Annotated in this window: 24 protein-coding genes; 12 read left to right on the top strand and 12 right to left on the bottom strand. The window is 65.0% G+C overall.

The genetic code is table 11. The annotated features are described in order from the left end of the window. The first annotated feature begins 1 nt into the window (after position 1). Positions 2-2113 (top strand): glycine--tRNA ligase subunit beta, encoded by a 2112-nt coding sequence (glyS, locus tag DDE75_RS04995; RefSeq protein WP_108501257.1) that lies wholly within the window; start codon positions 2-4, stop codon positions 2111-2113. A gap of 108 nt (positions 2114-2221) precedes the next feature. Here glyS and DDE75_RS04990 read toward each other — a convergent pair whose 3' ends face one another. The 12 genes from DDE75_RS04990 to DDE75_RS04935 form a co-directional block, all read right to left on the bottom strand. Then, positions 2222-3001 carry a succinate dehydrogenase iron-sulfur subunit gene (locus DDE75_RS04990; RefSeq protein ID WP_108501256.1) on the bottom strand — a complete coding sequence of 260 codons (780 nt, stop codon included), beginning with the start codon at positions 2999-3001 and terminating at the stop codon, positions 2222-2224. Positions 3002-3013: 12 nt separating this feature from the next. Next, entirely contained in the window at positions 3014-3853 is an 840-nt protein-coding gene (locus DDE75_RS04985) for a hypothetical protein (RefSeq protein ID WP_108501255.1), read from the bottom strand. After that, positions 3853-4176: a hypothetical protein gene (locus tag DDE75_RS04980; protein WP_245894626.1), complete on the bottom strand. Its 324-nt coding sequence runs from the start codon at positions 4174-4176 to the stop codon at positions 3853-3855. The genes DDE75_RS04985 and DDE75_RS04980 overlap by 1 nt, the downstream gene beginning before the upstream one ends. A 4-nt stretch (positions 4177-4180) precedes the next feature. After that, positions 4181-4552, bottom strand: a complete 372-nt coding sequence (locus DDE75_RS04975) for a hypothetical protein (RefSeq protein WP_108501254.1) — start codon at positions 4550-4552, stop codon at positions 4181-4183. Then, positions 4552-6354, bottom strand: coding sequence for a succinate dehydrogenase flavoprotein subunit (gene sdhA, locus DDE75_RS04970; protein ID WP_108501253.1), 1803 nt, complete (start codon positions 6352-6354; stop codon positions 4552-4554). Before sdhA ends, DDE75_RS04975 begins: the two co-directional genes overlap by 1 nt. A gap of 7 nt (positions 6355-6361) precedes the next feature. After that, positions 6362-6748 carry a succinate dehydrogenase, hydrophobic membrane anchor protein gene (locus DDE75_RS04965; protein ID WP_108501252.1) on the bottom strand — a complete coding sequence of 129 codons (387 nt, stop codon included), beginning with the start codon at positions 6746-6748 and terminating at the stop codon, positions 6362-6364. Between the two features lie 13 nt (positions 6749-6761). Further along, positions 6762-7154, bottom strand: coding sequence for a succinate dehydrogenase, cytochrome b556 subunit (gene sdhC / locus DDE75_RS04960; protein ID WP_108501251.1), 393 nt, complete (start codon positions 7152-7154; stop codon positions 6762-6764). A gap of 209 nt (positions 7155-7363) precedes the next feature. Further along, complete coding sequence (locus DDE75_RS04955; RefSeq protein ID WP_108501250.1) at positions 7364-8416, bottom strand: MaoC family dehydratase; 1053 nt, start codon at positions 8414-8416, stop codon at positions 7364-7366. Next, complete coding sequence (locus tag DDE75_RS04950; RefSeq protein WP_108501363.1) at positions 8413-8619, bottom strand: DUF1737 domain-containing protein; 207 nt, start codon at positions 8617-8619, stop codon at positions 8413-8415. The genes DDE75_RS04955 and DDE75_RS04950 overlap by 4 nt, the downstream gene beginning before the upstream one ends. Then, the gene (locus tag DDE75_RS04945; RefSeq protein ID WP_108501249.1) at positions 8619-9170 is read right to left on the bottom strand and encodes an NnrU family protein; all 552 of its coding nucleotides are present in this window, start codon (positions 9168-9170) and stop codon (positions 8619-8621) included. Before DDE75_RS04945 ends, DDE75_RS04950 begins: the two co-directional genes overlap by 1 nt. Positions 9171-9212: 42 nt before the next feature. Then, entirely contained in the window at positions 9213-10064 is an 852-nt protein-coding gene (locus DDE75_RS04940; protein ID WP_108501248.1) for an HpcH/HpaI aldolase/citrate lyase family protein, read from the bottom strand. Between the two features lie 81 nt (positions 10065-10145). Next, positions 10146-10895 (bottom strand): sulfite exporter TauE/SafE family protein, encoded by a 750-nt coding sequence (locus DDE75_RS04935; RefSeq protein WP_162798901.1) that lies wholly within the window; start codon positions 10893-10895, stop codon positions 10146-10148. A gap of 160 nt (positions 10896-11055) precedes the next feature. Here DDE75_RS04935 and mdh point away from each other — a divergent pair, with 160 nt between their 5' ends. From mdh to DDE75_RS04880, 11 genes are all read left to right on the top strand, one after another. After that, positions 11056-12018 (top strand): malate dehydrogenase, encoded by a 963-nt coding sequence (mdh, locus tag DDE75_RS04930; RefSeq protein WP_108501247.1) that lies wholly within the window; start codon positions 11056-11058, stop codon positions 12016-12018. Positions 12019-12111: 93 nt separating this feature from the next. Then, entirely contained in the window at positions 12112-13266 is a 1155-nt protein-coding gene (locus DDE75_RS04925) for a hypothetical protein (protein WP_162798900.1), read from the top strand. 193 nt (positions 13267-13459) lie between these two features. Continuing rightward, positions 13460-14653, top strand: coding sequence for an ADP-forming succinate--CoA ligase subunit beta (sucC, locus tag DDE75_RS04920; RefSeq protein ID WP_108501245.1), 1194 nt, complete (start codon positions 13460-13462; stop codon positions 14651-14653). Positions 14654-14740: 87 nt separating this feature from the next. Beyond that, positions 14741-15625, top strand: a complete 885-nt coding sequence (sucD, locus tag DDE75_RS04915) for a succinate--CoA ligase subunit alpha (RefSeq protein ID WP_108501361.1) — start codon at positions 14741-14743, stop codon at positions 15623-15625. 69 nt (positions 15626-15694) lie between these two features. Continuing rightward, positions 15695-16084 (top strand): hypothetical protein, encoded by a 390-nt coding sequence (locus DDE75_RS04910; protein ID WP_162798899.1) that lies wholly within the window; start codon positions 15695-15697, stop codon positions 16082-16084. A gap of 53 nt (positions 16085-16137) precedes the next feature. Then, positions 16138-19104, top strand: coding sequence for a 2-oxoglutarate dehydrogenase E1 component (locus DDE75_RS04905; protein ID WP_108501243.1), 2967 nt, complete (start codon positions 16138-16140; stop codon positions 19102-19104). 4 nt (positions 19105-19108) lie between these two features. Then, positions 19109-20629 carry a 2-oxoglutarate dehydrogenase complex dihydrolipoyllysine-residue succinyltransferase gene (gene odhB / locus DDE75_RS04900; protein ID WP_108501242.1) on the top strand — a complete coding sequence of 507 codons (1521 nt, stop codon included), beginning with the start codon at positions 19109-19111 and terminating at the stop codon, positions 20627-20629. Positions 20630-20788: 159 nt separating this feature from the next. Then, positions 20789-21043, top strand: coding sequence for a hypothetical protein (locus DDE75_RS04895; protein WP_108501241.1), 255 nt, complete (start codon positions 20789-20791; stop codon positions 21041-21043). Positions 21044-21045: 2 nt separating this feature from the next. Next, complete coding sequence (locus DDE75_RS04890) at positions 21046-21450, top strand: MAPEG family protein (protein ID WP_108501240.1); 405 nt, start codon at positions 21046-21048, stop codon at positions 21448-21450. A gap of 61 nt (positions 21451-21511) precedes the next feature. After that, entirely contained in the window at positions 21512-22906 is a 1395-nt protein-coding gene (gene lpdA / locus DDE75_RS04885; protein ID WP_108501360.1) for a dihydrolipoyl dehydrogenase, read from the top strand. Beyond that, positions 22899-23408: a lytic transglycosylase domain-containing protein gene (locus tag DDE75_RS04880; RefSeq protein WP_245894625.1), complete on the top strand. Its 510-nt coding sequence runs from the start codon at positions 22899-22901 to the stop codon at positions 23406-23408. Before lpdA ends, DDE75_RS04880 begins: the two co-directional genes overlap by 8 nt. Positions 23409-23413: the final 5 nt, after the last annotated feature.

Raw genomic sequence — 23413 nt, 5'->3', positions numbered from 1 at the left:
CATGGCAGACCTGCTGATCGAGCTTTTCTCGGAAGAAATTCCCGCCCGCATGCAGGCGCGTGCCCGTGCGGATCTGAAACGTCTGGTGACGGACGGTCTGGTTCAGGCCGGACTGACCTATGCCAGCGCCGGTGCCTTCAGCACCCCGCGCCGCTTGACGCTGACCGTGGAAGGGCTGACCGACCACAGCCCCACCACGCGTGAGGAACGCAAGGGCCCCCGCACCGACGCCCCCGAAAAGGCGCTCGAAGGCTTCCTGCGCTCGACCGGCCTGACCCGCGACCAGCTGGAGGCCCGCGACGACAAGAAAGGCCAGGTCTGGTTCGCCACCATCACCCACGAAGGCCGTCCCGCCGCCGATATCGTGGCCGAGGTGCTGGAGGATGCGATCCGCAACTTCCCCTGGCCGAAATCCATGCGTTGGGGCGCGGGGTCCATGCGTTGGGTGCGCCCGCTGCATTCGATCCTGTGCATCCTGTCCGATGAAGCTGGCGCTACCACCGTCGATCTGACCGTCGACGGCATCACTGCAGGCAACACCACCCGCGGCCACCGCTTCATGGCCCCCGATGCCTTCACCGTCACCGGCTTCGACGATTACGCCGCGAAACTCCGCCGCGCGCGCGTCATGCTGGACGCCGAGGAACGCGAATCCGAGATCCGCCAGCAGTCCGAGAACCTGGCCTTCGCCCGCGGCTGGCAGGTCGTCCCCGACGAGGCGCTCCTCTCCGAGGTGGCGGGCCTTGTCGAATGGCCCGTGGCCCTGATGGGCGTGATCGAGGACCGCTTCCTCGACCTCCCCCCCGAGGTCCTTCAGACCTCGATGAAGGAACACCAGAAGTTCTTCTCGACCCTGAACCCCAAGACCGGCCGGATCGAGGGCTTCATCACCGTCGCCAACATCGAGACCCCCGACGATGGCGCGACCATCCTGGCAGGCAACCAGCGCGTCTTGGCCGCCCGCCTGTCCGACGCCGCCTTCTTCTGGGAAAACGACCTTCGCGAGGCGAGATCGGGCATGCAGGCATGGGCCGAGGGCCTGAATTCCGTCACCTTCCACAACAAGCTCGGCTCGCAATCCGACCGCATCGCCCGCATCGCAGCCTTGGCCCGCGAGATCGCGCACCTCGTCGGCGCGGACCCCGATCAGGCCGAACGCGCCGCGCGTCTGGCCAAGCTGGACCTGCGTTCTGCGATGGTTGGCGAATTCCCCGAACTGCAAGGCACCATGGGCCGCTACTACGCGCTGGAAGCCGGAGAGCCGGACGCCATCGCAGATGCCGCCCGCGACCACTACTCGCCCCTCGGCCCTTCGGACGCAGTGCCCACCGCCCCCGTCTCGGTCGCCGTCGCGCTGGCCGACAAGCTGGACACGCTGACGGGGTTCTGGGCAATTGACGAGAAGCCTACCGGTTCGAAAGACCCCTTTGCGTTGCGCCGTGCGGCATTGGGGGTGATCCGCTTGATCGTGACGAACAAACTTCCCATCCCTCTGTCCGATGTACTCACAAACATCGTCAACAAATCCGATCTGCTCCATGCCGAGAATGAAGGTGGAGTTTCAGGCCCGACGCCAGTTCAATATCTTCCCGACCTGATTTCCTTCCTCCACGACCGCCTCAAGGTCTATCTCCGCGACAAGGGCATCCGCCACGACATTATCGACGCGGTGCTGGCGCAGGACGGCAATGACGATCTGGTGCAGGTGGTCGACCGTGCCACGGCACTGAACGCCATGCTGACAACGGCGGACGGCCAGAACCTGACCCAGGGCCTGAAACGCGCCAGCAACATCCTGACCCAGGCCGAGGAAAAGGACGGCGTCGAGTACAGCTTCGGCGCCGACCCGAAGTTCGCCGAAACCGATCAGGAACGCGCCCTCTTCACGGCCCTCGACAGGGCCGAACCGGCCATCAAAACGGCAATGAAGAACGAAGACTTCCCCGCCGCCATGACCGCCATCGCGGCCCTCCGTGCCCCCATCGACGCATTCTTCGAGGCCGTGCAGGTCAACACCGACAGCCAGGTCATCCGCCGCAACCGCCTCAACCTGCTGTCGCGTATCCGCGAAGCAGGCCGCCAGATCGCGGATTTCACCAAGATCGAAGGCTGATCCCCACCCGCACCAAAAGCAAAGGGCCAGAGGCGAAATCCTCTGGCCCTTCTCTGTTGTGCAAATACCCTCGGGGGTCCGGGGGCAGACAGCCCCCGGTCGTCACCATCAGGCCGAACGTTCAACCATCATGTGCTTGATCGAGGCAATGGCCTTCGCAGGGTTCAGACCCTTGGGGCAGGTGTTGGTGCAGTTCATGATCGTGTGGCAGCGATACAGCTTGAAGGGATCTTCCAGCTCGTCCAGACGCTCGCCCGTGGCCTCGTCGCGGCTGTCGATGATCCAACGATAGGCATGCAGCAGGGCTGCCGGTCCAAGATAGCGGTCGCCGTTCCACCAATAGGACGGGCAGGCCGTCGAGCAGGACGCACACAGAATGCACTCGTACAGCCCGTCCAGCTTCTTGCGATCCTCGATGGATTGCTTCCACTCCTTGCCGGGCGTCGGCGACTTGGTTTGCAGATAGGGGTTCACCGAGGCATGCTGGGCATAGAAATGCGTCAGGTCGGGGATCAAGTCCTTGACCACCGGCATATGCGGCAGCGGATAGATGGCCACATCGCCCGCGACCTCATCGATGCCGAAAATGCAGGCCAGGTGGTTGCCGCCGTCGATGACCATGGCGCAGGACCCGCAGATGCCTTCACGGCAGGACCGGCGGAAGGACAGCGTCGGGTCGATCTCGTTCTTGATCTTGATCAGCGCGTCCAGCATCATCGGGCCGCATTTGTCCAGATCGACGAAATAGGTGTCCAGACGCGGGTTCTCGCCGGTCTCGGGGTCCCACCGATAGATCTTGAACTTCTTGACGTTGGTCGCGCCCTCGGGCTTGGGCCAGGTCTTGCCAACGCGGATCTGGCTGTTCTTGGGTAGCGTGAACTGGACCATTGGGTGCTCCTTTCAGAGAGTGCCTTCGGACGGCATGTCAGCCGTGAACAGGTGTTGCGAACGCGTCACCAGATCGACGATCCGGCCCCGCGCATGGGGGTTGAGCGCCAGCCCGTTGAGCCGGCGAAGAAATTCGGTCGAGCCGTCGTTCAGACGCTCCATCCCGCGCGATTGCAGCGGTGCCAGGGCTGCGGCACGATCCGCGGGAATGCCGGCAAGGGCCAGCAATTGCAGCCCGGGCCGGTCGGGATCGGTCTCGGCCTCCAGCGCAAGCCGGGTCACGCGGTCGGCGCCCAGCTGCTTGGCCAGCCGCCGTTCCAGATCGCCCCAGCCCGGCAGGCCCTCGACCTGGGCCATGAACTCGGCCCGCGTGCCGGCATAGCCGTCGGTGCGGACGGCCTGCGCCCAGACCGAGGACTTCCACGCCTGCATCCGGCGGGTATAGAAGACGAAATGCGCATCAAAACCGCGCGCCCGCGCGACTTTGTCCAACTGCTGCAGCATCTGCGGCAGGGCCGGGTAGAGCCGCGTCTCGCCACCGTTGCCCGGCATCGCCCCGGCAAGATTTTCGTGACTGATCAGCACCGTCTGCGGACCATCCGGCAGGCCGTCCAGCACATCCTCGAAAGCGACCTTCAGCGCCTTTCGCAGATCGTGGCTGTCGCCCAGGCTGGCGGCGATGGCGGCGCGACCCAAGGGGCGCATCGGAGTGCCTTCCTCGGGGGTGCGGATCACCAGCAGGTCGGACAAGGTGTCCGCGTTCAGCTTCAGGAACCGCTGCAACGATGTCGTGCCGGTCTTCTGCACGCCAAGATGCAGCACCAGCCTGCGCCCTGCCCCGTCCCGCGACATCAGATACGCCCCCGCCAACCGGGTTGATCGGCCAGAGCGCGCTGCGGCATCTGGCCCGAGCGGCGCATCACGCAGCGATCGAAGACCTGCGCCGGATCGCGCCCCGCCAAGTAATCGCCGCTGATCTGCATGCCGATCCGGCCGAAACCCTGTGTTCCGCCCGAACCCGTGCCGATGCCCACCGTCACGTCGGTGCGTGGCGCGCGGGCCAGATCGGCGTCGCGCAGGCAAACCCTCTCGGCCTGATCCACCCGGATCGGACCACAGGCCGAAAGCACCGCCAGCAGCGGAACCACGGCCCAGGGGGTTGCCTGCATGCTCATGCCATCAGGCCGTGCGTGCCGCGGCCGCGATGCATTGCGTCGTGGCAGGACGCGAGACGATCGAGGCGACGCTGTCGGCCGTTCCGCTGGCACCGGCGCGCGACATCTGCGCGATGTCGATCATCTCGGCGGTGGTGGCGTTGTTCACCACGCAATCGGTATAGGGCGCGACGTTGACGCCCGGCAGACGCTTCTGCATCTCGGAGTTGACGACATTGCGGGCGACCTGGCGCGAGGCCGCGTCCAGTACCGTCGGCGTGGCCGGCGTGGCGGTGGGGGCCGAGGGAACGGCCGGACCCGCGACGGGAACCGGAGCCACGCAACCGGCCAGCGTGACGGCGGAAAGGCCGATGGCCGCGATAAGATTGAAACGCATCAGTAAACCCTTTTCTTCGGAGCGATCTTGTTCATGTCGATGCCGCCCTCTTCCGTGGTCGTCAGCGGATCAAGATGGACGGGACGATAGTCCAGTTTAACCTTGTTCCCGTCGATGCGTGCAAGCGAATGCTTGCGCCAGGTGGCGTCATCCCGCTCGGGGTAGTCTTCGTGGGCATGGGCGCCGCGGCTTTCCTTGCGTGCCTCGGCCGCGACGATGGTCGCAAGCGCGTTGGGCATCAGGTTCGTCAGCTCCAGCGTTTCCATCAGGTCGGTGTTCCAGATCAGACCGCGATCCGTGACCTTGATGTCGTCCATCTTGGCGGCGATGGCCTCCATCTTCTCGACGCCTTCGGCCAGGGTCTTGTCGGTGCGGAAGACGGCGGCATCGGCCTGCATGGTGCGCTGCATCTGGTCGCGCAGTTCCGCAGTCGAGATCGAGCCGTCCGCGTAACGCAGCGCATCGAAGCGGGCCAGGGCCTTGTCCACCTGCGACTGGTCGGTCGAAGGGATCGGACCTTCGCGGTCGATCACGTCGCCCGCGCGGATGGCTGCGGCACGACCGAAGACCACCAAGTCAATCAGGCTGTTCGAGCCGAGGCGGTTCGCGCCATGGACCGATGCGCAGCCTGCCTCGCCCACGGCCATCAGGCCGGGGAAGGTCGCGTCGGGGTTTTCTTCCGTGGGTGCAAGCACCTCGCCCCAATAGTTCGTCGGAATGCCGCCCATGTTGTAATGCACGGTCGGGATCACCGGGATCGGCTGCTTGGTGACATCGACACCGGCAAAGATCTTGGCCGATTCACTGATGCCTGGCAGACGCTCGGCCAGGCTTTCGGGCGGCAGGTGCATCAGGTTCAGGAAGATGTGGTCCTGTTCGCCGCCGACGCCGCGGCCTTCACGGATCTCCATGGTCATGCAGCGGCTGACGACGTCGCGGCTGGCCAGATCCTTGTAGGTCGGCGCATAGCGTTCCATGAACCGCTCGCCTTCCGAGTTGGTCAGGTAACCGCCCTCGCCCCGCGCGCCTTCGGTGATCAGGCAGCCCGAACCATAGATGCCGGTCGGGTGGAACTGCACGAACTCCATGTCCTGCAGGGGCAGGCCCGCGCGGGCAACCATGCCGCCGCCGTCGCCGGTGCAGGTATGGGCGCTGGTCGCGCTGAAATAGGCGCGGCCATAGCCGCCCGTCGCCAGCACCACCATCTTGGCGTTGAAGACATGCATGGTGCCGTCGTCCAGCTTCCAGCAGACGACACCGGTGCAGCGGCCATCGGTGATGATCAGGTCCAGCGCGAAATACTCGATGAAGAATTCCGCGTTATGCTTCAGCGACTGGCCATAGAGCGTGTGCAGGATGGCGTGGCCCGTGCGGTCGGCGGCGGCGCAGGTGCGCTGCACCGGGGGGCCTTCGCCGAATTCGGTGGTGTGACCGCCGAAGGGGCGCTGATAGATGCGGCCATCCTCGGTGCGGCTGAAGGGAACGCCGTAATGTTCCAGCTCGTAGACGGCCTTGGGGGCCTCGCGCGCCAGGTATTCCATGGCGTCGGTATCGCCCAGCCAGTCCGACCCCTTGACGGTGTCGTACATGTGCCACTGCCAGTTGTCGGGGCCCATGTTGGACAGCGAGGCGGCAATGCCGCCCTGTGCGGCGACGGTATGCGAACGGGTCGGGAAGACCTTGGTCACGCAGGCCGTGCGCAGGCCCTGTTCGGCCATGCCAAGCGTCGCGCGCAGCCCTGCGCCACCGGCGCCCACCACGACGACGTCATATTCATGCGTTTGGATTTCGTATGCAGCCATGTCGTCCTCAGATCGCGGGGGTGGTGAAGGCCATCTTTGCCAGCGCAAAGATCGCGGCGGCGATGACGCCCCACCCGAAGATGTTCGAAGCGATGATCGCCAGCTTGTTGGCCGAGCCATAAACGTAGTCGTCGATCATGATCCGCGTGCCCTTGATGAAGTGGATCATGCCCACGACGATGAACAGCGCGGTGATGATGCCGGGGAACGGGCGGCCGAAGTGTGCCGCGACCGCGTCCTGCGGCAGGCCGATGGCGCCGCCGACGGCGATCATGAACAGCGGCGTCAGGATGACCAGCGCATAGCTGCTGACGGTCATCTGCCAGTGATGTGCGGTGCCCGAGCGGGCCGAGCCCAGACCTGCGGCGGCCTTGCGTGGGGTGATATAGCGCATGATGTCCCTCGCCTCAGCTGATGAAGAAGATGATCAGGCTAAGCAGCGTCAACGCGACCGAACCGATGATGATTGCCCAGGAAGCCTTCTTGGCCTCCTCGATTTCCAGGCCCAGGCCCTGATCGTAGAACAGGTGGCGGATACCCGACAGTGCGTGGAACCACAGCGCCCATGCCGAGGCCGTCAGGATCAGGAAGCCGAGCCAGGACCGCACCAGCCAGTCGGCGGCGGCGAAGGCGCCGGGGCTGCTGACGGCGGCGACCAGCCACCAGACCAGCAGCAGGATGCCCGCGACCAGCGCGTGGCCGGTGATGCGCGTCATGATGGACGTGATTGCCGGCAACGGCAGACGATAGACCTGAAGGTGGGGGGAAAGCGGCCGGTTACCCCGGTTCACGTCGGCCATGGTCGGCCCTCCTATGTCGGTTCTGGCATGTCCCGTCGCAGGTGCCCGATGACTGACGTGGGCTGGCCGCGCGGGCTGGCGATTGGCGTCTTTATTGATCGTGATACTGTCACCTGTCACGGAGAGATACCACCCCGCGCGGTGAAATGCCGCGGATTTCCGCCTTTGTGATCACACGGGCAACGCGTGTGATCACATGGCTGCAGGTCCTAGTGAACTGAATCGCCGTTCATGGGCATCAGCGCCCAGTAATCCAGATCCAGCAGCACCTCGGGGGCGTATTTACCGTCCGCGCCACGCAGGGTGAACTGCGCGCTGTCGCCCTTGGTGGCGACCAGGCGCAGGCGGATGGCACCGACGCCGGGGGTCCCGGTCTCGGCCTTGTCCAGCACCTCGGACCAGGCGCGGATGGTGTCGCCCGCAAAACAGGGGTTGGCATGGGCGCCGCCGTTCAGCGCCACGATCATCTGCGCATTGGCCAAACCGTTGAAGGACAGCGCCCGCGCCATGCTGATGACATGCCCGCCATAGATCAGGCGGCGGCCATCATCGCGGTTGGTGGCGTCGAAATGCACCTTGGCGGTGTTCTGCCAGAGGCGCGTGGCCAACATATGCTCGGCCTCCTCGACGGTGACGCCATCGACGTGGTCGATGCGTTCGCCGATGGCGTAATCGCCCCAGCAATGCGGCTCGCCCGCAAGGCTGAAGTCATAGTCGCTGAAGTCCAGCGCCTCGGGGATGGCCAGATCGGCGGCATCCACGGCGTCGGGCAGATCGGGGACGACGGTTTCCGGCGCGGGGCTGCCGGGATTGCGCTTGCGCACCATGACCCAACGGACAAATTCCAGCACCGGCTCATCCACCTGGTTCAACCCGCGCGTCCGCACCCAGACCACGCCCGATTGCCCGTTCGAATTCTGCTTCAGCCCGATCACCTGGCTTTCCGCCCGCAGCGTATCGCCCGGCCAGACCGGTTGCAGCCAGCGCCCGTCGGCATAGCCGAGGTTCGCCACCGCGTTCAGGCTGATGTCGGGGACCGTCTTGCCAAAGACCGTATGGAAGGTCAGCAGATCATCCAGCGGGCTGCCATCCAGCCCCGCCGCGATCGCAAATTCATCCGAGGAATGAAGTGCATGCCGCATGGGATAAAGCGCGTGATAGAACGCCCTTTCCCCTTCGGCCAGGGTGCGGGGAACGGCGTGGCGGATGACCTGCCCCAAGGTGTAATCCTCGAAGAAGCGGCCCGGATTGGTCTTGGTCATTGCTGCCCCAGCTTCATATCGGGATGGTATTCGGCATCGACCACCTTGGTGACGGCCTGCCCGCAGCGCATGACGCCCCGCGCGGCATCGAAGGCCATGGAAGGATCGCCCTGCAGCGTCCAGCCCTTGGAGAGCGCCTCGGAGACACGGTGGCAGAATTGCACGGTGTCATCCTCGGTGATGAAACGATAGATGGTGGGCATCATGCACCTCCGAAGGGGTTGGGGCCGACAAGGCCGTGGATCGCGCCAAGAACCAGCAGCACGATGACCGCGCCAGCCAGTGCCATCAGCTCTTTCTTCATGGGGAAGGGACCGGTGGGCCGAACCCAATCCGAGACGCGGTTGATGACCTGCATCTCGACGAAGGCCCAGACCAGCAGCCCGCCGAACAGGATGAACGAGGGCGTATCACCGTTCACCAGCAGATGCGCGACGGCCCAGAGCGCAAAGCCCCAGAGCATCGGGTGGCGGGTATAGGCAGTCACGCGTGTCTTCATGCCACTGGCCGCGAACAGGTAGATCGAGACCAGCATCAGCAGGTTGTTGATGCCCGTCATGGGTGCCGTCCGGCCCCAGAAGAAGGCGCCATCCGCCATGCGATAGCCGACGATCATCAGGATCACCGAAAGGACCAGCAGCCCCGTGACCACCTGGCGGCCCTTGCCGCCCATGGCGGCGCGTTGCGCGGGTGCGGCGCGTTTGTACAGATGGGCGGCCCACCACAGGGCGACACCAAGGATCAGGATCAGCATCTGGCTTCCTCTTGCTGGAATGCGTTTGGCCGCACCTTGCGCCTATTGCGCCATGGCCGCAATCGCATCCGCCCGATCCAATGTGTCGCGCGCCGTGGCGACATGCAGGTTCTCGACGATCTTGCCGTCGACGACGGCGACGCCCTTGCCTTGGGCAGTGGCCTGATCGAAGGCCTCGATCTGGCGGCGGGCAAGGTCGATCTCCGCATCCGTCGGGGCGAAGGCCTCGTTCGCGATGACCAACTGGGCGGGGTGGATCAGGGTCTTGCCGTCAAAGCCCATGTCGCGGCCCTGATCGCATTCGGCGCGCAGCCCGTCATCGTCCTTGAAGGCATTGAAGACGCCATCGACGATGACCACCCCATGCGCCTTGGCCGCCAGCAGGCACAGCCCCAGCCCCGCCATCATCGGCAGGCGGTCGGCGCGAAAGCGGGTCCCCAGATCCTTGGCCAGATCGTTGGTGCCCATCACCATGCCCTGCAGCCGCGGATGGGCCGCGATGGCGGCGGCGTTCAGCATGCCCAGGGGCGTCTCCATCATCGCCCAGAGGGGGGTGTCGGGGATCAGATCGGCCACGGCATCCAGATCGGCGGGGCCGTCCACCTTGGGGATCAGCACCGCATCGACCATGCCCGCCAGATCGCCCCCGCAGGCCAGCGCGTCATCCCTGCCCCATTCGGTCGCCAGCTCGTTGATCCGCAGGATGCGCGCACGCGGGCCATAGTCCTGCGCCAGCGCCTGCTTCAGCGCGTCGCGGGCGGCGGCCTTCTGGTCGGGGGCGACCGCATCCTCGAGGTCGAAGATGATGGCATCGGCGGGCAAGGCGCGGGCCTTCTCCATCGCGCGGGCGTTGGCGGCGGGGATATACAGGACAGAGCGGTAAGGGCGGGCCATGGCATCCTCTGGGTAACATTGTTGCGCCACGCTGCAACGTGGCGCCACAAATGGCAAGCATAAATGCGCTGCACTGCGGCATCAGCCCGCCAGCGCCTGCCAGATCAGCCTGACCGAGACGATCAGCAGCCCCCATGTGATCAGCCGATAGAACAGCAGCGGCGGGATGATCCGCACCAGCCGCAGCCCTGCCCAGACCGCCACCAGCGACACGGGCACCAGCGCCGCAGCCGTCGCCAGATTGGCCGCCGACAGCTGGCCCAGAAGCGCATAGGGGATCAGCTTGACCCAATTGCCGATGGCAAAGAACCAGGTCGTCGTGCCCGCATAGACCAGCGGCGACAGGCGCAAGGGCTGGGCATAGACCTGCCACAGCGGCGCACCCGCGTGGCTGACGAAACTGGTATAGCCCGCAAGCCCACCCCAAAAGCTGCCTGCGGCATAGGTGGGGCGGCGCGGGGCCTTGTCCAGCTGCGGCCGGATCAGCGCGTTCAGCGCGAAACCCAGGCCGATGACGCCCACGATCAGCGTCACCCCACGGACAGGCACGATGGACGCCGTGGCCCAACCGATGCCGATGCCCAGCAGTGCCCCGGGCAGGGACCGGACCAACACGCCGCGGTCGAAGTTGCGCCGGAAGGCGATCAGCCCGCCGATGTCCGAGACGACATAGACCGGTAGCAGCAGCCCCGCCGCCTGCACCGGCGACATGACCAACGACATCAGGGGGACCGAGATGATTCCCACCATCGCCAGCCCACCCTTGGACAGTCCCACCGCCGTCGCCGCCACCACGGCCAGAATCCAGCCCGTCACCGTCAGATCCAGCATTCCACGCCCCCCTTGCATGATGTGCAAGGCTTGGCGCGGCGCGCCTCCGATGGCAAGTGTTAGCCCAATCAACGCCGCAGCGCAGCAGGTCACACTTGCGATTCATTGCGCGACGGCTTAACCACCACGCAACATTCCATAATGTATTCGGAGGTTACCCATGGCCCGACCCAAAATCGCACTGATCGGTGCGGGGCAGATCGGCGGCACGCTGGCCCATCTGGCCGCGATGAAGGAACTTGGTGATGTCATCATGTTCGACATCTCGGAAGGCACGCCGCAGGGCAAGGCCCTGGACATCGCCCAATCCGGTCCGTCCGAGGGTTTCGACGCCCGCATGAAGGGCACCAACGACTATGCCGACATCGCGGGCGCCGACGTCTGCATCGTCACCGCAGGCGTTCCCCGCAAGCCGGGCATGAGCCGCGACGACCTCTTGGGCATCAACCTCAAGGTCATGAAGGCCGTGGGCGAGGGCATTGCCAAGCATGCCCCCGACGCCTTCGTCATCTGCATCACCAACCCGCTGGACGCGATGGTCTGGGCGCTGCGCGAATTCAGCGGCCTGCCCCACAACAAGGTCTGCGGCATGGCCGGCGTGCTGGACTCGGCCCGCTTCCGCCACTTCCTGTCGCTGGAATTCGACGTGTCCATGAAGGACGTCACCGCCTTCGTTCTGGGCGGCCACGGCGACACCATGGTCCCGCTGACCCGCTATTCGACCGTTGCAGGCATCCCGCTGCCGGATCTGGTCAAGATGGGCTGGACCACGCAGGACAAGCTGGACGCCATCGTTCAGCGCACCCGTGATGGCGGCGCCGAGATCGTCGGCATGCTGAAGACCGGCAGCGCCTTCTATGCGCCCGCCACCAGTGCCATCGAGATGGCCGAGGCCTATCTGAAGGACCAGAAGCGCGTCCTGCCCTGCGCGGCCCATGTCTCGGGCGCCTACGGCCTTGACGGCATGTATGTCGGCGTTCCGACCGTCATCGGCGCCAAAGGCATCGAGCGCGTGATCGAGATCGACATGGACAAGGACGAACAGGCCATGTTCACCAAGTCGGTCGACGCCGTGAAGGGTCTGGTCGAGGCCTGCAAGGGGATCGACGCCTCGCTGGCGTGATCGCCTGACGCTTGCAGCTTGCGGAACGGCGCGCCATGTTTGGCGCGCCGTTTCCATGTCAGGACATCCCCGATGCGCCGCCTGCTTGCTGCAATGACACTGATCGCAAGCCCCGCGCTTGCCGATGACACCACCACCTCGGGGATGATCGCACGGGACGGGATCACCGCGACCGCGCAGACGCTGGTCGAGCAGCCCGCCTCCCCCGACCGAGACATGGCGCTGTCCGCCGTGACTTTCCTTCACACCGCGCAGACGGCGTTCCAGACCCGCTGGCGGATCGGGGCGACGGACCCGCTGGTGCCCCTGCCCCTGCTGGGCGCGCCCCTGCCTGCCAATCCCGACCCGCAGCCGATGACCGCCGATGTCATCGCAACGCTGATGACCGATCTGTCGGATGCGATGCAGGCAACCCGCGACCAGATGCCGACGGACGATGCGGCGCTGGTGCTGGATCTGGACGACCTCTGGCTGGACATCGACGGCGACGGCAGCCGCGCCCCCTCCGAGGCGCTGGCGGACCTGGCGGGCCTGCCCCGGCCCGAGGGGCCGCGTGTCATCCGCTTCGACCGCGCCGATGTCGAATGGTTGCGGGCCTATACCCATCTGATCCAGACCGTCGCCTCGCTGACGCTGGCCTTCGACCCGACGCCGGCGCTGGCCGATCACATCGCCCTGCAGCAGGAGCTGACGCGCCAATTCGCAGAACCGCCGGGACAGATGGCGCGGGCGCCCAACATGCAGATGCAGGCCCAGGCCTTCGGGCCGATCATAGACCGCGTTGCCGTGGTCCTGCAGACCCTGCGGCACCAGCCCGACCCCACCCTGACGCGGCAGGCCCGCGACCACCTGCGCCAGATGATCGCCGCCAACCGCGACTTCTGGACGCTGGTCGCGCAAGAGGATGACGACGACCGCGAATGGATCCCGAACGATACCCAGAAGTCAGCCCTGGGCTTCGATCTGCCGCAGGGGACCGGACCCCAGTGGATGGCTCTGCTGGAAGAGGTCGATCAGGCCCTGCAAGGCAAGATGCTGATCCCCTTCTGGCGCTTCGCCCCGGGCTTCGGGATCGATCTGAACCAATGGCTGCAGGACCCGCAGCCTGTCGATGTGACCGCTTGGGTGCAGGGAACGGCCGCCCTGCCCTATGCCCGCCCTGGACTGACCGTGGGCGGCGACAATTGGGACGGGTTCCTGTCGATGTTCGGCGGGCGGGCCGGTCTCTACATGCTGCTGCTGAACTGAACCGGTCCTGCCGGCATCCGAATCGAACTGCCGACCGGCACGGGTGGCGCTTTGTGATCACACGTAGAATTCATGTGATCACATCAAGCAGGAACCCGCCGCTTTTTGGAATTTTACGGGAAAATCGTTTTAGTGGTGCCCCAAGGTATGCCACAACACCGCCAAATCTGTCGAACCGAATGAGGGGGTCGAGATGAACATCCACGAATACCAGGCCAAGGCGCTGCTGCGTCAATACGGCGCGCCCGTCAGCGAAGGTCGCATCGTGACCAAGGCCGACGAAGCCAAATCCGCCGCGGGCGAGATGGACGGCCCGCTTTGGGTCGTGAAGGCGCAGATCCACGCAGGTGGTCGCGGCAAGGGCCATTTCGCCGAAGCCGAAGCCGGTGAGAAGGGCGGCGTCCGCCTGGCCAAATCGGTCGAGGAAGCCGAGGAACTGACCCGCCAGATGCTGGGCCGCACGCTGATCACGCATCAGACCGGCCCTGCCGGCAAGCAGGTCAACCGCATCTATATCGAGGACGGTTCGGACATCGCCCGCGAGCTGTACCTGGCCCTGCTGGTCGACCGCCAGACCAGCCGCGTGTCCTTCGTGGCCTCCACCGAGGGTGGCATGGACATCGAGGAAGTCGCCGCCAACACCCCCGAGAAGATCGTCAGCTTCAGCGTCGATCCCGCCTCGGGCCTGTCGGACTTCCACGGCCGCCGCGTCGCCTTTGCCCTGGGCCTTGAAGGCCAGCAGGTCAAGCAATGCGTGGCCCTGGTCAAGAACCTGTATCGCCTGTTCATCGACAAGGACATGGAGATGCTGGAGATCAACCCGCTGATCGTGACGCCCGAAGGCAACATCAAGTGCCTGGACGCCAAGATGGGCTTCGACAACAACGCGCTCTATCGCCAGTCCGACATCATGGCCCTGCGCGACGAGACCGAGGAAGACGCCAAGGAACTGGCAGCCTCGAAGTTCGACCTGAACTACATCGCGCTGGACGGCGAGATCGGCTGCATGGTGAACGGCGCGGGCCTGGCCATGGCCACCATGGACATCATCAAGCTGAAGGGCGCCGAGCCTGCCAACTTCCTGGATGTCGGCGGCGGCGCCACCAAGGAAAAGGTCACCGAGGCCTTCAAGATCATCACCAGCGACCAGAACGTCAAAGGCATCCTGGTCAACATCTTCGGCGGCATCATGCGCTGCGACATCATCGCGGAGGGCATCATCGCCGCCGTGAAGGAAGTCGGCCTGCAGGTCCCGCTGGTCGTCCGTCTGGAAGGCACGAACGTCGAACTGGGCAAAGAGATCATCGCGGGCAGCGGTCTGAACGTGATCGCGGCCGACGACTTGTCGGATGCGGCCGAAAAGATCGTGAAAGCGGTCAAGGGCTGAGCCTGATCCTCTTGGCCGCGCCCATCACGGCGCGGCTTGCCGGAAACATCGGTGCGCCAAGCCGCACCCCTACGCAAGGAGGCCATGATGGCCGTTCTCGTTGACAAGAATACCAAAGTCATCTGCCAGGGGATCACCGGATCCCAGGGCACCTTCCACACCGAACAGGCGATCGCCTATGGCACGCAGATGGTCGGCGGCGTGACGCCCGGCAAGGGTGGCCAGGATCACCTGGGCATGCCGGTCTTCAACTCGGTCCACGAGGCCGTGGCGAAGACGGGCGCCAATGCGTCGGTGATCTATGTCCCGCCCCCGTTCGCGGCGGATTCGATCCTGGAAGCCATCGACGCGGAAATCCCGCTGATCGTCGCGATCACCGAAGGCATCCCGGTTCTGGACATGATGCGCGTCAAGCGCGCCCTGATGAACAGCAAGTCGCGCCTGATCGGCCCGAACTGCCCGGGCATCATGACGCCGGACGAATGCAAGATCGGCATCATGCCGGGCAGCATCTTCCGTCGCGGTTCGGTCGGCGTCGTGTCGCGTTCGGGCACCCTGACCTATGAAGCCGTCAAGCAGACGTCCGACGTGGGTCTGGGCCAGTCCTCGGCTGTCGGAATCGGCGGCGACCCGATCAAGGGCATGGAGCATATCGACGTGCTGCAGATGTTCCTGGACGATGATGAAACCGAATCCATCATCATGATCGGCGAAATCGGCGGTTCCGCCGAAGAAGAGGCCGCCGAATTCCTGGCCGAGCAGAAGCGCAAGGGCAAGTGGAAGCCGACTGCCGGCTTCATCGCGGGCCGTACCGCACCTCCGGGCCGTCGCATGGGCCATGCCGGCGCGATCGTCTCGGGCGGCAAGGGCGACGCGGAATCCAAGATCGAGGCCATGAAGAAGGCCGGGATCGTGGTTGCCGACAGCCCCGCAGGCCTCGGCGAGGCCGTTCTGAAGGCGATCAAGGCCTGATGATTTGACTGTCCGCCCCCCGGGCATAAGTATGGGGGGCGGATGGCACGAAGGGAAAGGACCGTGACAGTGACCGGAGAGCGCGCCCCCGAGCCGCAGCCGAACCTGATGCCCATGGCGTCGGGTCGCGGCGTTCCCATGTCGCTGATCGCCCTTCTGACCCTTGCTGCCTGCGGTGATCGCATGACCGGGGACATCCTGCCCGGCGGCATTCCTGCCCGGACCAACCTGCATCAGGTAAGCGGTCTTCCGCCCGCCTCGGTCAGGACGGTGGCCCGCAGGGATTTCGGCTGGCGGGTGATCTATCAGCCCTCGGCCGCACCTCCGAATGCCGAAAGCCAGGCCGCGGTGGCGCTGTGCGGATTGGAACGACGGGCGCCGCTGCGCATTGTCCACCAGCCCCGCATCGATCCATTCGCCGATCCCGGCGCCCGAATCTTCGATATCCACTGTGCCTGACAATCCTGCCTGACACCGCCATTTCCTTCTTCTTGCCCTGAACGGGGACCAGCATGACCGACCAGCCGAAAAACTCCGATTTTCACGACTCCTCGTTTCTGCAGGGCCATAACGCGGCCTATGTGGAACATCTTTACGGCCAGTGGGCCAAGGACCCGGCTGCGGTCGATCAGGCGTGGGATGCATTCTTCCGCGAACTGGGCGACGCCGAGGCCGATGCCGTCCGCGAGGCCGAAGGTGCCAGCTGGAAGCGCGCCGACTGGCCGCCCCTGCCCCAGGACGACACCACCGCGGCCCTGACCGGCGAATGGCCCGGCGCATCGAAAAGCGATGCCGATGCCGCCATCAAGAAGATTGCCGCCAAGGCCGAGGAGAAGGGCGTCAAGCTGACGACCGACCAGATGCGTCAGGCCGTGCTGGACAGCATCCGCGCGCTGATGCTGATCCGTGCCTTCCGCATCCGGGGCCATCTGCACGCCAAGCTGGACCCGCTTGGCCTGCGTGACGTGCCCGACCTGGGCGAGCTGAAGCCCTCGACCTATGGCTTCGGCCCCGAGGACATGGATCGCCCGATCTTCATCGACAACGTGCTAGGCCTCGAGGTCGCCTCGATCCGCCAGATCGCGGACCTGATGACGCGCACCTATTGCGGCACCTTCGCGCTGCAATACATGCACATCTCGAACCCCGAGGAAGCCGCCTGGCTGAAGGAGCGGATCGAGGGTTACGGCAAGGAGATCGCCTTCACCCGCGAAGGCCGCCGCGCCATCCTGAACAAGCTGGTCGAGGCCGAGGGCTTCGAGAAGTTCCTGCACGTCAAATACATGGGCACCAAGCGCTTCGGCCTTGACGGCGGCGAAGCCCTGATCCCCGCGATGGAGCAGATCATCAAGCGCGGCGGCGCCCTGGGCGTCAAGGATATCGTCATCGGCATGCCCCACCGCGGCCGCCTGTCGGTTCTGGCCAACGTCCTGTCCAAGCCCTATCGCGCCATCTTCCACGAATTCCAAGGCGGCAGCTTCAAGCCCGAGGATGTGGACGGTTCGGGCGACGTGAAATACCACCTCGGCGCATCCAGCGACCGTGAATTCGACGGCAACAGCGTGCACCTGTCGCTGACCGCCAACCCCAGCCACCTGGAAGCCGTGAACCCGGTCGTCCTGGGCAAGGCACGCGCCAAGACCGACCAGATGGGCGACCGCAAGGATCGCACCTCGGTCCTGCCGATCCTGCTGCACGGCGATGCGGCATTTGCCGGTCAGGGCGTCGTAGCCGAATGCCTGCAGCTGTCGGGCATCCGTGGTCACCGCACCGGAGGCACCATGCATATCGTGGTGAACAACCAGATCGGCTTCACCACCGCGCCGCATTTCAGCCGCACCTCGCCCTATCCGACCGACATCGCGCTGATGGTCGAGGCGCCGATCTTCCACGTGAACGGCGACGACCCCGAGGCCGTGGTCCATGCCGCCAAGGTTGCGACCGAATTCCGTCAGAAGTTCCGCAAGGACGTCGTTCTGGACATCTTCTGCTATCGCCGCTTCGGTCACAACGAAGGCGATGAGCCGATGTTCACCAACCCGGCGATGTATCACAGCATCAAGGGTCACAAGACCACGCTGCAGCTTTACACCGAACGACTGGTTGCCGACGGGCTGATCCCCGAGGGCGAGATCGAGGACATGAAGTCCGCCTTCCAGGCCCATCTGAATGAAGAGTTCGAGATCGGCAAGAACTACAAGCCCAACAAGGCCGACTGGCTGGACGGCAAGTGGACCGGCCTGTCGCGCGAAGGTGCGGAATATGTGGCGGGTGAGACCGGCATCTCGCCCGAGGTGATGACCCAGGTCGGCCGCGCGCTGACCACGGTTCCCGAAGGCATGAACCTGCACAAGACCGTGGGCCGTCTGCTGGAAGGCAAGAAGCAGATGCTGGAAACCGGCGAAGGCTTCGACTGGTCCACCGCTGAGGCGCTGGCCTTCGGGTCGCTGGTCACGGAAGGCCACGGTGTTCGCCTGGCCGGTCAGGACAGCACCCGCGGTACCTTCAGCCACCGCCATTCGGCCTTCATCGACCAGAAGACCGAACAACGTTACTATCCGCTGAACAACATCACCGAGGATCAGGCCCGCTACGAGGTCATCGACTCGATGCTGTCCGAATATGCGGTGCTGGGCTTCGAATACGGCTATTCGCTGGCCGAACCGAACAGCTTGGTGATGTGGGAAGCGCAGTTCGGCGATTTCGCCAACGGTGCGCAGATCATGTTCGACCAGTTCATCAGTTCGGGCGAGAAGAAGTGGCTGCGCATGTCCGGTCTGGTCATGCTGCTGCCCCACGGCTTCGAGGGCCAAGGTCCGGAACACAGCTCGGCCCGCCTGGAACGCTTCCTGCAGGGTTGCGCCGAGGACAACTGGATCGTGGCGAACTGCACGACGCCCGCGAACTATTTCCACATCCTGCGCCGCCAGATCCACCGGGGCTTCCGCAAGCCGCTGGTGCTGATGACGCCCAAATCGCTGCTGCGCCACCCGCTGGCCGTCAGCAAGGCCGAGGATTTCCAGACCGGTTCGACCTTCCACCGCGTGCTGTGGGACGATGCGCAGCGCGGGCTGTCCCCGACCAAGCTGGTGTCCGACGACAAGATCAAGCGCGTCGTCGTCTGTTCGGGCAAGGTCTATTATGACCTGCTGAAGCAGCGCGACGAGGCCGGGATCACCGACGTCTACCTGCTGCGCCTGGAACAGTTCTATCCCTTCCCCGCGCAGGCGATGATCAAGGAGCTGGGCCGCTTCAAGCAGGCCGAGGTCATCTGGTGCCAGGAAGAGCCCAAGAACCAGGGCGGCTGGACCTTCGTCGAGCCTTACCTGGAGTGGGTGCTGGAGCGCCTTGGCGCCAAACATTCGCGCGCCCGCTATGCCGGCCGCAATGCCGCCGCCTCGGTCGCGACGGGCCTCGCCTCGCGCCATAAAGCTGAACAAGAGGCGCTGGTCGCCGAAGCACTGAACCTTGAAGGATGATCCGATGACAACCGAAGTCCGCGTGCCCGCACTGGGCGAATCCGTCACCGAGGCCACCATCGCCACCTGGTTCAAGAAGCCCGGCGACCGCGTCGAGATGGACGAGATGCTCTGCGAGCTGGAGACCGACAAGGTCACAGTCGAGGTGCCCAGCCCCGCAGCCGGCACCCTGGCCGAGATCGTGGCAGCCGAGGGCGAGACCGTCGGCCCCGACGCGCTTCTGGCCCAGATCGACGAGGCGGGGACTGCTGCCGCCGCACCTGCCAAGCCCAAGGCCGATGAGGCCGAACCCGCTGAAAAATCCGAAGGACAAGACAAGATGACCGGCAAATCCGTGGACGTGATGGTTCCGTCCCTGGGCGAAAGCGTGACCGAAGCCACCGTCGCCACCTGGTTCAAGAAGCCCGGCGACCGCGTCGAGATGGACGAGATGCTGTGCGAGCTGGAGACCGACAAGGTCTCGGTCGAGGTTCCCGCACTGGCTGCGGGCGTCCTGGCCGAGATCCTGGCCGAGGAAGGCACGACGGTCGATGCCAAGGCCAAGCTGGCCCTGATCACCGAAGGGGCCGAAGGCACGGCCAGCGCCCCCGCCACCGCGCAGGAAACCGTGCTGAAGAACGCCGGCCCCGAGGAAACGCGCCTGCGTTCGGATGTCGAGGATGCACCCTCGGCCAAGAAGGCCATGGCAGAAAAGGGCGTCAGCCGTGACCAGGTTCAGGGTTCGGGCCGCGACGGTCGCGTGATGAAGGAAGACGTGGCCAAGGCATCCGCCGCCCCCGCGCCTGCCGCCAAGGCACCCGCCGCCCCCCGTTCGGCCAGCGATGCCGACCGCGAAGAGCGCGTCAAGATGACCCGCCTGCGCCAGACCATCGCCCGCCGTCTGAAGGACGCGCAGAACACCGCCGCGATGCTGACCACCTACAACGAAGCCGACATGTCCGGCATCATGCAGCTGCGCAACGAATACAAGGACGCCTTCGAGAAGAAGCACAAGGTCAAGCTGGGCTTCATGTCCTTCTTCGTGAAGGCCTGCTGCCATGCCCTGAAGGAAGTCCCCGAGGTCAATGCCGAGATCGACGGCACCGACATCGTCTACAAGAACTTCGTCCACATGGGCGTCGCTGTCGGCACGCCGACCGGCCTGGTCGTCCCCGTCGTCCGCGACGCCGACCAGAAGAGCTTTGCCGAGATCGAGAAGGAAATCGGCGCGCTTGGCCTGAAAGGTCGTGACGGCAAGCTGTCCATGGCCGAGATGCAGGGCGGCACCTTCACCATCTCGAACGGTGGCGTCTATGGTTCGCTAATGTCCTCGCCCATTCTGAACCCCCCGCAGTCGGGTATCCTGGGCATGCACAAGATTCAGGAACGTCCGATGGTCGTCGGCGGTGAAATCGTCATCCGCCCGATGATGTATCTGGCACTGTCCTACGATCACCGCGTCGTGGACGGCAAGGGCGCCGTGACCTTCCTGGTCCGCGTCAAGGAAGCCCTGGAAGATCCGCGCCGCCTGCTGATGGATCTGTAATCCGATCTTCGGGGGCCGTGGCGACATGGCCCCCGTTGCCTATCCAACGGGACGTCAGCCAGCGGACCCCTGCCCCATGAACCTGCGTTCCTGTCATCCGCCTGTTCTGTTTTCCGCACATCGCGGCGGGATGTGCCCCCTCAAACCGGAGCATGGATCATGCAGCTGATCGTTCGCTATACCCATCAGGACGCCACCGCCTTCCGCACCGCCTTCGATGCCGATGCAGAGGATAGGGGCCGCAACGGCCTGTCGCTGTTGCAGCTTTGGCGAGAGGATGACGGCCATTCCTGGGCGCTGTTCCAGGTCAGCGACGCCAAATCCGCCCGTGAATACCTGTCCGGTGCGGCCAAGGTCTTCGAGACTCAGGCCGGCGTGACTGCATCCGCCCCCCACTTCCTGGAGACCGTCTGACCATGCCCGCCGAAATCACCGTTCTGGCCTTGGCCGGTCTTTTGCAGACGGTCCAGTTCGCGACCTATTCCGTCATGGCGCAGCGCCAGATCGGATCGAAGGCCGCCATGAGCCCGCGCGACAACATGTCGACCCAGCTGCAGGGAACCGCCGGACGCCTGCAGCGGGCCTTCAACAACCATTTCGAAGGGCTGATCATGTTCACCCTCGCGGTGGTGGTGGTGACCATGGGCGGTGCCGCATCCTGGTTCACCGCGCTTTGCGCCTGGATCTATCTGCTGGCCCGTATCCTCTATGTCCCGGCCTATGTGCTGGGCTGGGTGCCGGGCCGTTCGATCATCTGGATGATCGGCTTTGCGGCGACGGTTCTGATGATCATCGCGGGCCTTGTGTCGTCCACCGTCTAGAAATATCCCGCAGGGGTTCGGGGTGGCGAAAAGCCCCCGTCCTGCGGTCCGAATGAAAGGAATTCCTATGTATGATCTGATCGTGATCGGTGCCGGCCCCGGCGGCTATGTCTGCGCCATCCGGGCCGCACAGCTGGGCCTGAAGGTCGCCTGCGTCGAGGGCCGCGAGACCCTGGGCGGCACCTGCCTGAACGTCGGCTGCATTCCGTCCAAAGCGCTGCTGCACGCCAGCCACATGCTGCACGAAAGCCACGAGAATTTCGCCAAGATGGGCCTGATGAACGCCAAGGTCGACGTCGATTGGACGACGATGCAGGGCTACAAGCAGGAAACCGTCAACGGCAACACCAAGGGCATCGAATTCCTGTTCAAGAAGAACAAGATCGACTGGATCAAGGGCTGGGCGCAGATCGAGGCCCCTGGCAAGGTCAAGGTCGGCGACACCGTGCACGAGGCGAAGAACATCGTCATCGCCACCGGCTCGGTCCCCTCGGAACTGAAGGGCGTCACGGTCGACAATGCGGGCGGCGTCATCGTCGACAGCACCGGCGCGCTGACCCTGCCCAACATCCCGAAATCGATGGTCGTCATTGGTGCGGGCGTCATCGGGCTAGAACTCGGCTCGGTCTACTCGCGCCTTGGGGCGGATGTGACCGTCGTCGAATATCTGGACGTGATCACCCCCGGCATGGATGCCGAGGTTCAGAAGCAGTTCCAGAAGATGCTGACCAAGCAGGGCCTGAAGTTCGTGATGGGCGCCGCCGTCAAGGGCGCCGAGGTGGCGGGCGGCAAGGCCAAGGTGACCTATGCCCTGAAGAAGGACGACAGCGAGCAGGTGATCGAGGCCGATTGCGTGCTGGTCGCCACCGGTCGCCGCCCGACGGTCGACGGTCTGGGTCTGGACGCGCTTGGTGTCAAGATGACCGACCGCGGTCAGGTCGCCATCAACGACCACTGGGCCACCAACGTCAAGGGCATCTATGCCATCGGCGACGCGGTCCCCGGCCTCATGCTGGCCCATAAGGCCGAGGATGAGGGCATGGCCGTCGCCGAGGTGATCGCCGGCAAGCATGGCCACGTGAACTACGACGTGATCCCCGGTGTCATCTATACCACCCCCGAGGTCGCCAGCGTCGGCCTGACCGAGGAAGCCGCCAAGGAAGGCGGGCGCAAGGTCAAGGTCGGCAAGTTCCCCTTCATGGGCAACGCCCGTGCCAAGGCGATGATGCAGGCCGACGGCTTCGTCAAGCTGATCGCGGACGCCGAGACCGACCGCATCCTGGGCTGCCACATCATCGGCCCCTCGGCGGGCGATCTGATCCACGAGGTCTGCGTGGCGATGGAATTCGGTGCCTCGGCCGAGGATCTGGCCCTGACCTGCCATGCCCACCCGACCGTCTCGGAAGCGGTGCGCGAAGCAGCGCTGGCCTGTGGCGGCGGCGCAATCCATGTCTGACGCCCCTGCGGCGCAAAACGTGGGGAAATCCTCACCTGTGATGGGGCGGCGTCTTGCCGTCCTTTCGCTGCTGGCGCTTGGCGCCTGCGGGGGCGGCGGCGCCAAACCGCCCGCCGGTCTGCGCCAGAACGGGCTTTATCCGAACGAAACGCCCTATCTGCGCCAGCGCATCAACTTCTGGGCGCGCCATTACGGCGTGCCTTCGGCGCTGGTGCAACGGGTGGTCCTGCGGGAATCGCAGCATCGCCCGGACGCCCGCAACGGTCCCTATTACGGCTTGATGCAGATCGCGCCGCAGACGGCGCGGACGATGGGCTATCGTGGTCCCGACGCGGGGCTTCTGGATGCCGATACCAACCTGCGTTACGGCGTGAAATACCTGCGTGGTGCGTGGATGGTCGCGGACGGCGATCCGGATGCGGCCGTCGGCTGGTATTCGCGCGGCTACTACTATGAAGCCGAGCGCAAGGGTCTGCTAAAACGGACCGGTCTTCGCAGCTGAAGGAA

Source organism: Paracoccus indicus, assembly GCF_003056335.1.
Taxonomy (GTDB): Bacteria; Pseudomonadota; Alphaproteobacteria; order Rhodobacterales; family Rhodobacteraceae; genus Paracoccus; species Paracoccus indicus.
The sequence above is the reverse complement of the archived record's forward strand: the minus strand, read 5'-3'. Positions and strand labels throughout refer to the sequence as shown.

Excerpts from the sequence above, each read along its gene's own strand:
- glyS (WP_108501257.1), top strand. The coding sequence starts at position 2 with ATGGCAGACCTGCTGATCGAGCTTTTCTCGGAAGAAATTCCCGCCCGC.
- DDE75_RS04990 (WP_108501256.1), bottom strand. The coding sequence starts at position 3,001 with ATGGTCCAGTTCACGCTACCCAAGAACAGCCAGATCCGCGTTGGCAAG.
- DDE75_RS04985 (WP_108501255.1), bottom strand. The coding sequence starts at position 3,853 with ATGTCGCGGGACGGGGCAGGGCGCAGGCTGGTGCTGCATCTTGGCGTG.
- DDE75_RS04980 (WP_245894626.1), bottom strand. The coding sequence starts at position 4,176 with ATGAGCATGCAGGCAACCCCCTGGGCCGTGGTTCCGCTGCTGGCGGTG.
- DDE75_RS04975 (WP_108501254.1), bottom strand. The coding sequence starts at position 4,552 with ATGCGTTTCAATCTTATCGCGGCCATCGGCCTTTCCGCCGTCACGCTG.
- sdhA (WP_108501253.1), bottom strand. The coding sequence starts at position 6,354 with ATGGCTGCATACGAAATCCAAACGCATGAATATGACGTCGTCGTGGTG.
- DDE75_RS04965 (WP_108501252.1), bottom strand. The coding sequence starts at position 6,748 with ATGCGCTATATCACCCCACGCAAGGCCGCCGCAGGTCTGGGCTCGGCC.
- sdhC (WP_108501251.1), bottom strand. The coding sequence starts at position 7,154 with ATGGCCGACGTGAACCGGGGTAACCGGCCGCTTTCCCCCCACCTTCAG.
- DDE75_RS04955 (WP_108501250.1), bottom strand. The coding sequence starts at position 8,416 with ATGACCAAGACCAATCCGGGCCGCTTCTTCGAGGATTACACCTTGGGG.
- DDE75_RS04950 (WP_108501363.1), bottom strand. The coding sequence starts at position 8,619 with ATGCCCACCATCTATCGTTTCATCACCGAGGATGACACCGTGCAATTC.
- DDE75_RS04945 (WP_108501249.1), bottom strand. The coding sequence starts at position 9,170 with ATGCTGATCCTGATCCTTGGTGTCGCCCTGTGGTGGGCCGCCCATCTG.
- DDE75_RS04940 (WP_108501248.1), bottom strand. The coding sequence starts at position 10,064 with ATGGCCCGCCCTTACCGCTCTGTCCTGTATATCCCCGCCGCCAACGCC.
- DDE75_RS04935 (WP_162798901.1), bottom strand. The coding sequence starts at position 10,895 with ATGCTGGATCTGACGGTGACGGGCTGGATTCTGGCCGTGGTGGCGGCG.
- mdh (WP_108501247.1), top strand. The coding sequence starts at position 11,056 with ATGGCCCGACCCAAAATCGCACTGATCGGTGCGGGGCAGATCGGCGGC.
- DDE75_RS04925 (WP_162798900.1), top strand. The coding sequence starts at position 12,112 with ATGACACTGATCGCAAGCCCCGCGCTTGCCGATGACACCACCACCTCG.
- sucC (WP_108501245.1), top strand. The coding sequence starts at position 13,460 with ATGAACATCCACGAATACCAGGCCAAGGCGCTGCTGCGTCAATACGGC.
- sucD (WP_108501361.1), top strand. The coding sequence starts at position 14,741 with ATGGCCGTTCTCGTTGACAAGAATACCAAAGTCATCTGCCAGGGGATC.
- DDE75_RS04905 (WP_108501243.1), top strand. The coding sequence starts at position 16,138 with ATGACCGACCAGCCGAAAAACTCCGATTTTCACGACTCCTCGTTTCTG.
- odhB (WP_108501242.1), top strand. The coding sequence starts at position 19,109 with ATGACAACCGAAGTCCGCGTGCCCGCACTGGGCGAATCCGTCACCGAG.
- DDE75_RS04895 (WP_108501241.1), top strand. The coding sequence starts at position 20,789 with ATGCAGCTGATCGTTCGCTATACCCATCAGGACGCCACCGCCTTCCGC.
- DDE75_RS04890 (WP_108501240.1), top strand. The coding sequence starts at position 21,046 with ATGCCCGCCGAAATCACCGTTCTGGCCTTGGCCGGTCTTTTGCAGACG.
- DDE75_RS04880 (WP_245894625.1), top strand. The coding sequence starts at position 22,899 with ATGTCTGACGCCCCTGCGGCGCAAAACGTGGGGAAATCCTCACCTGTG.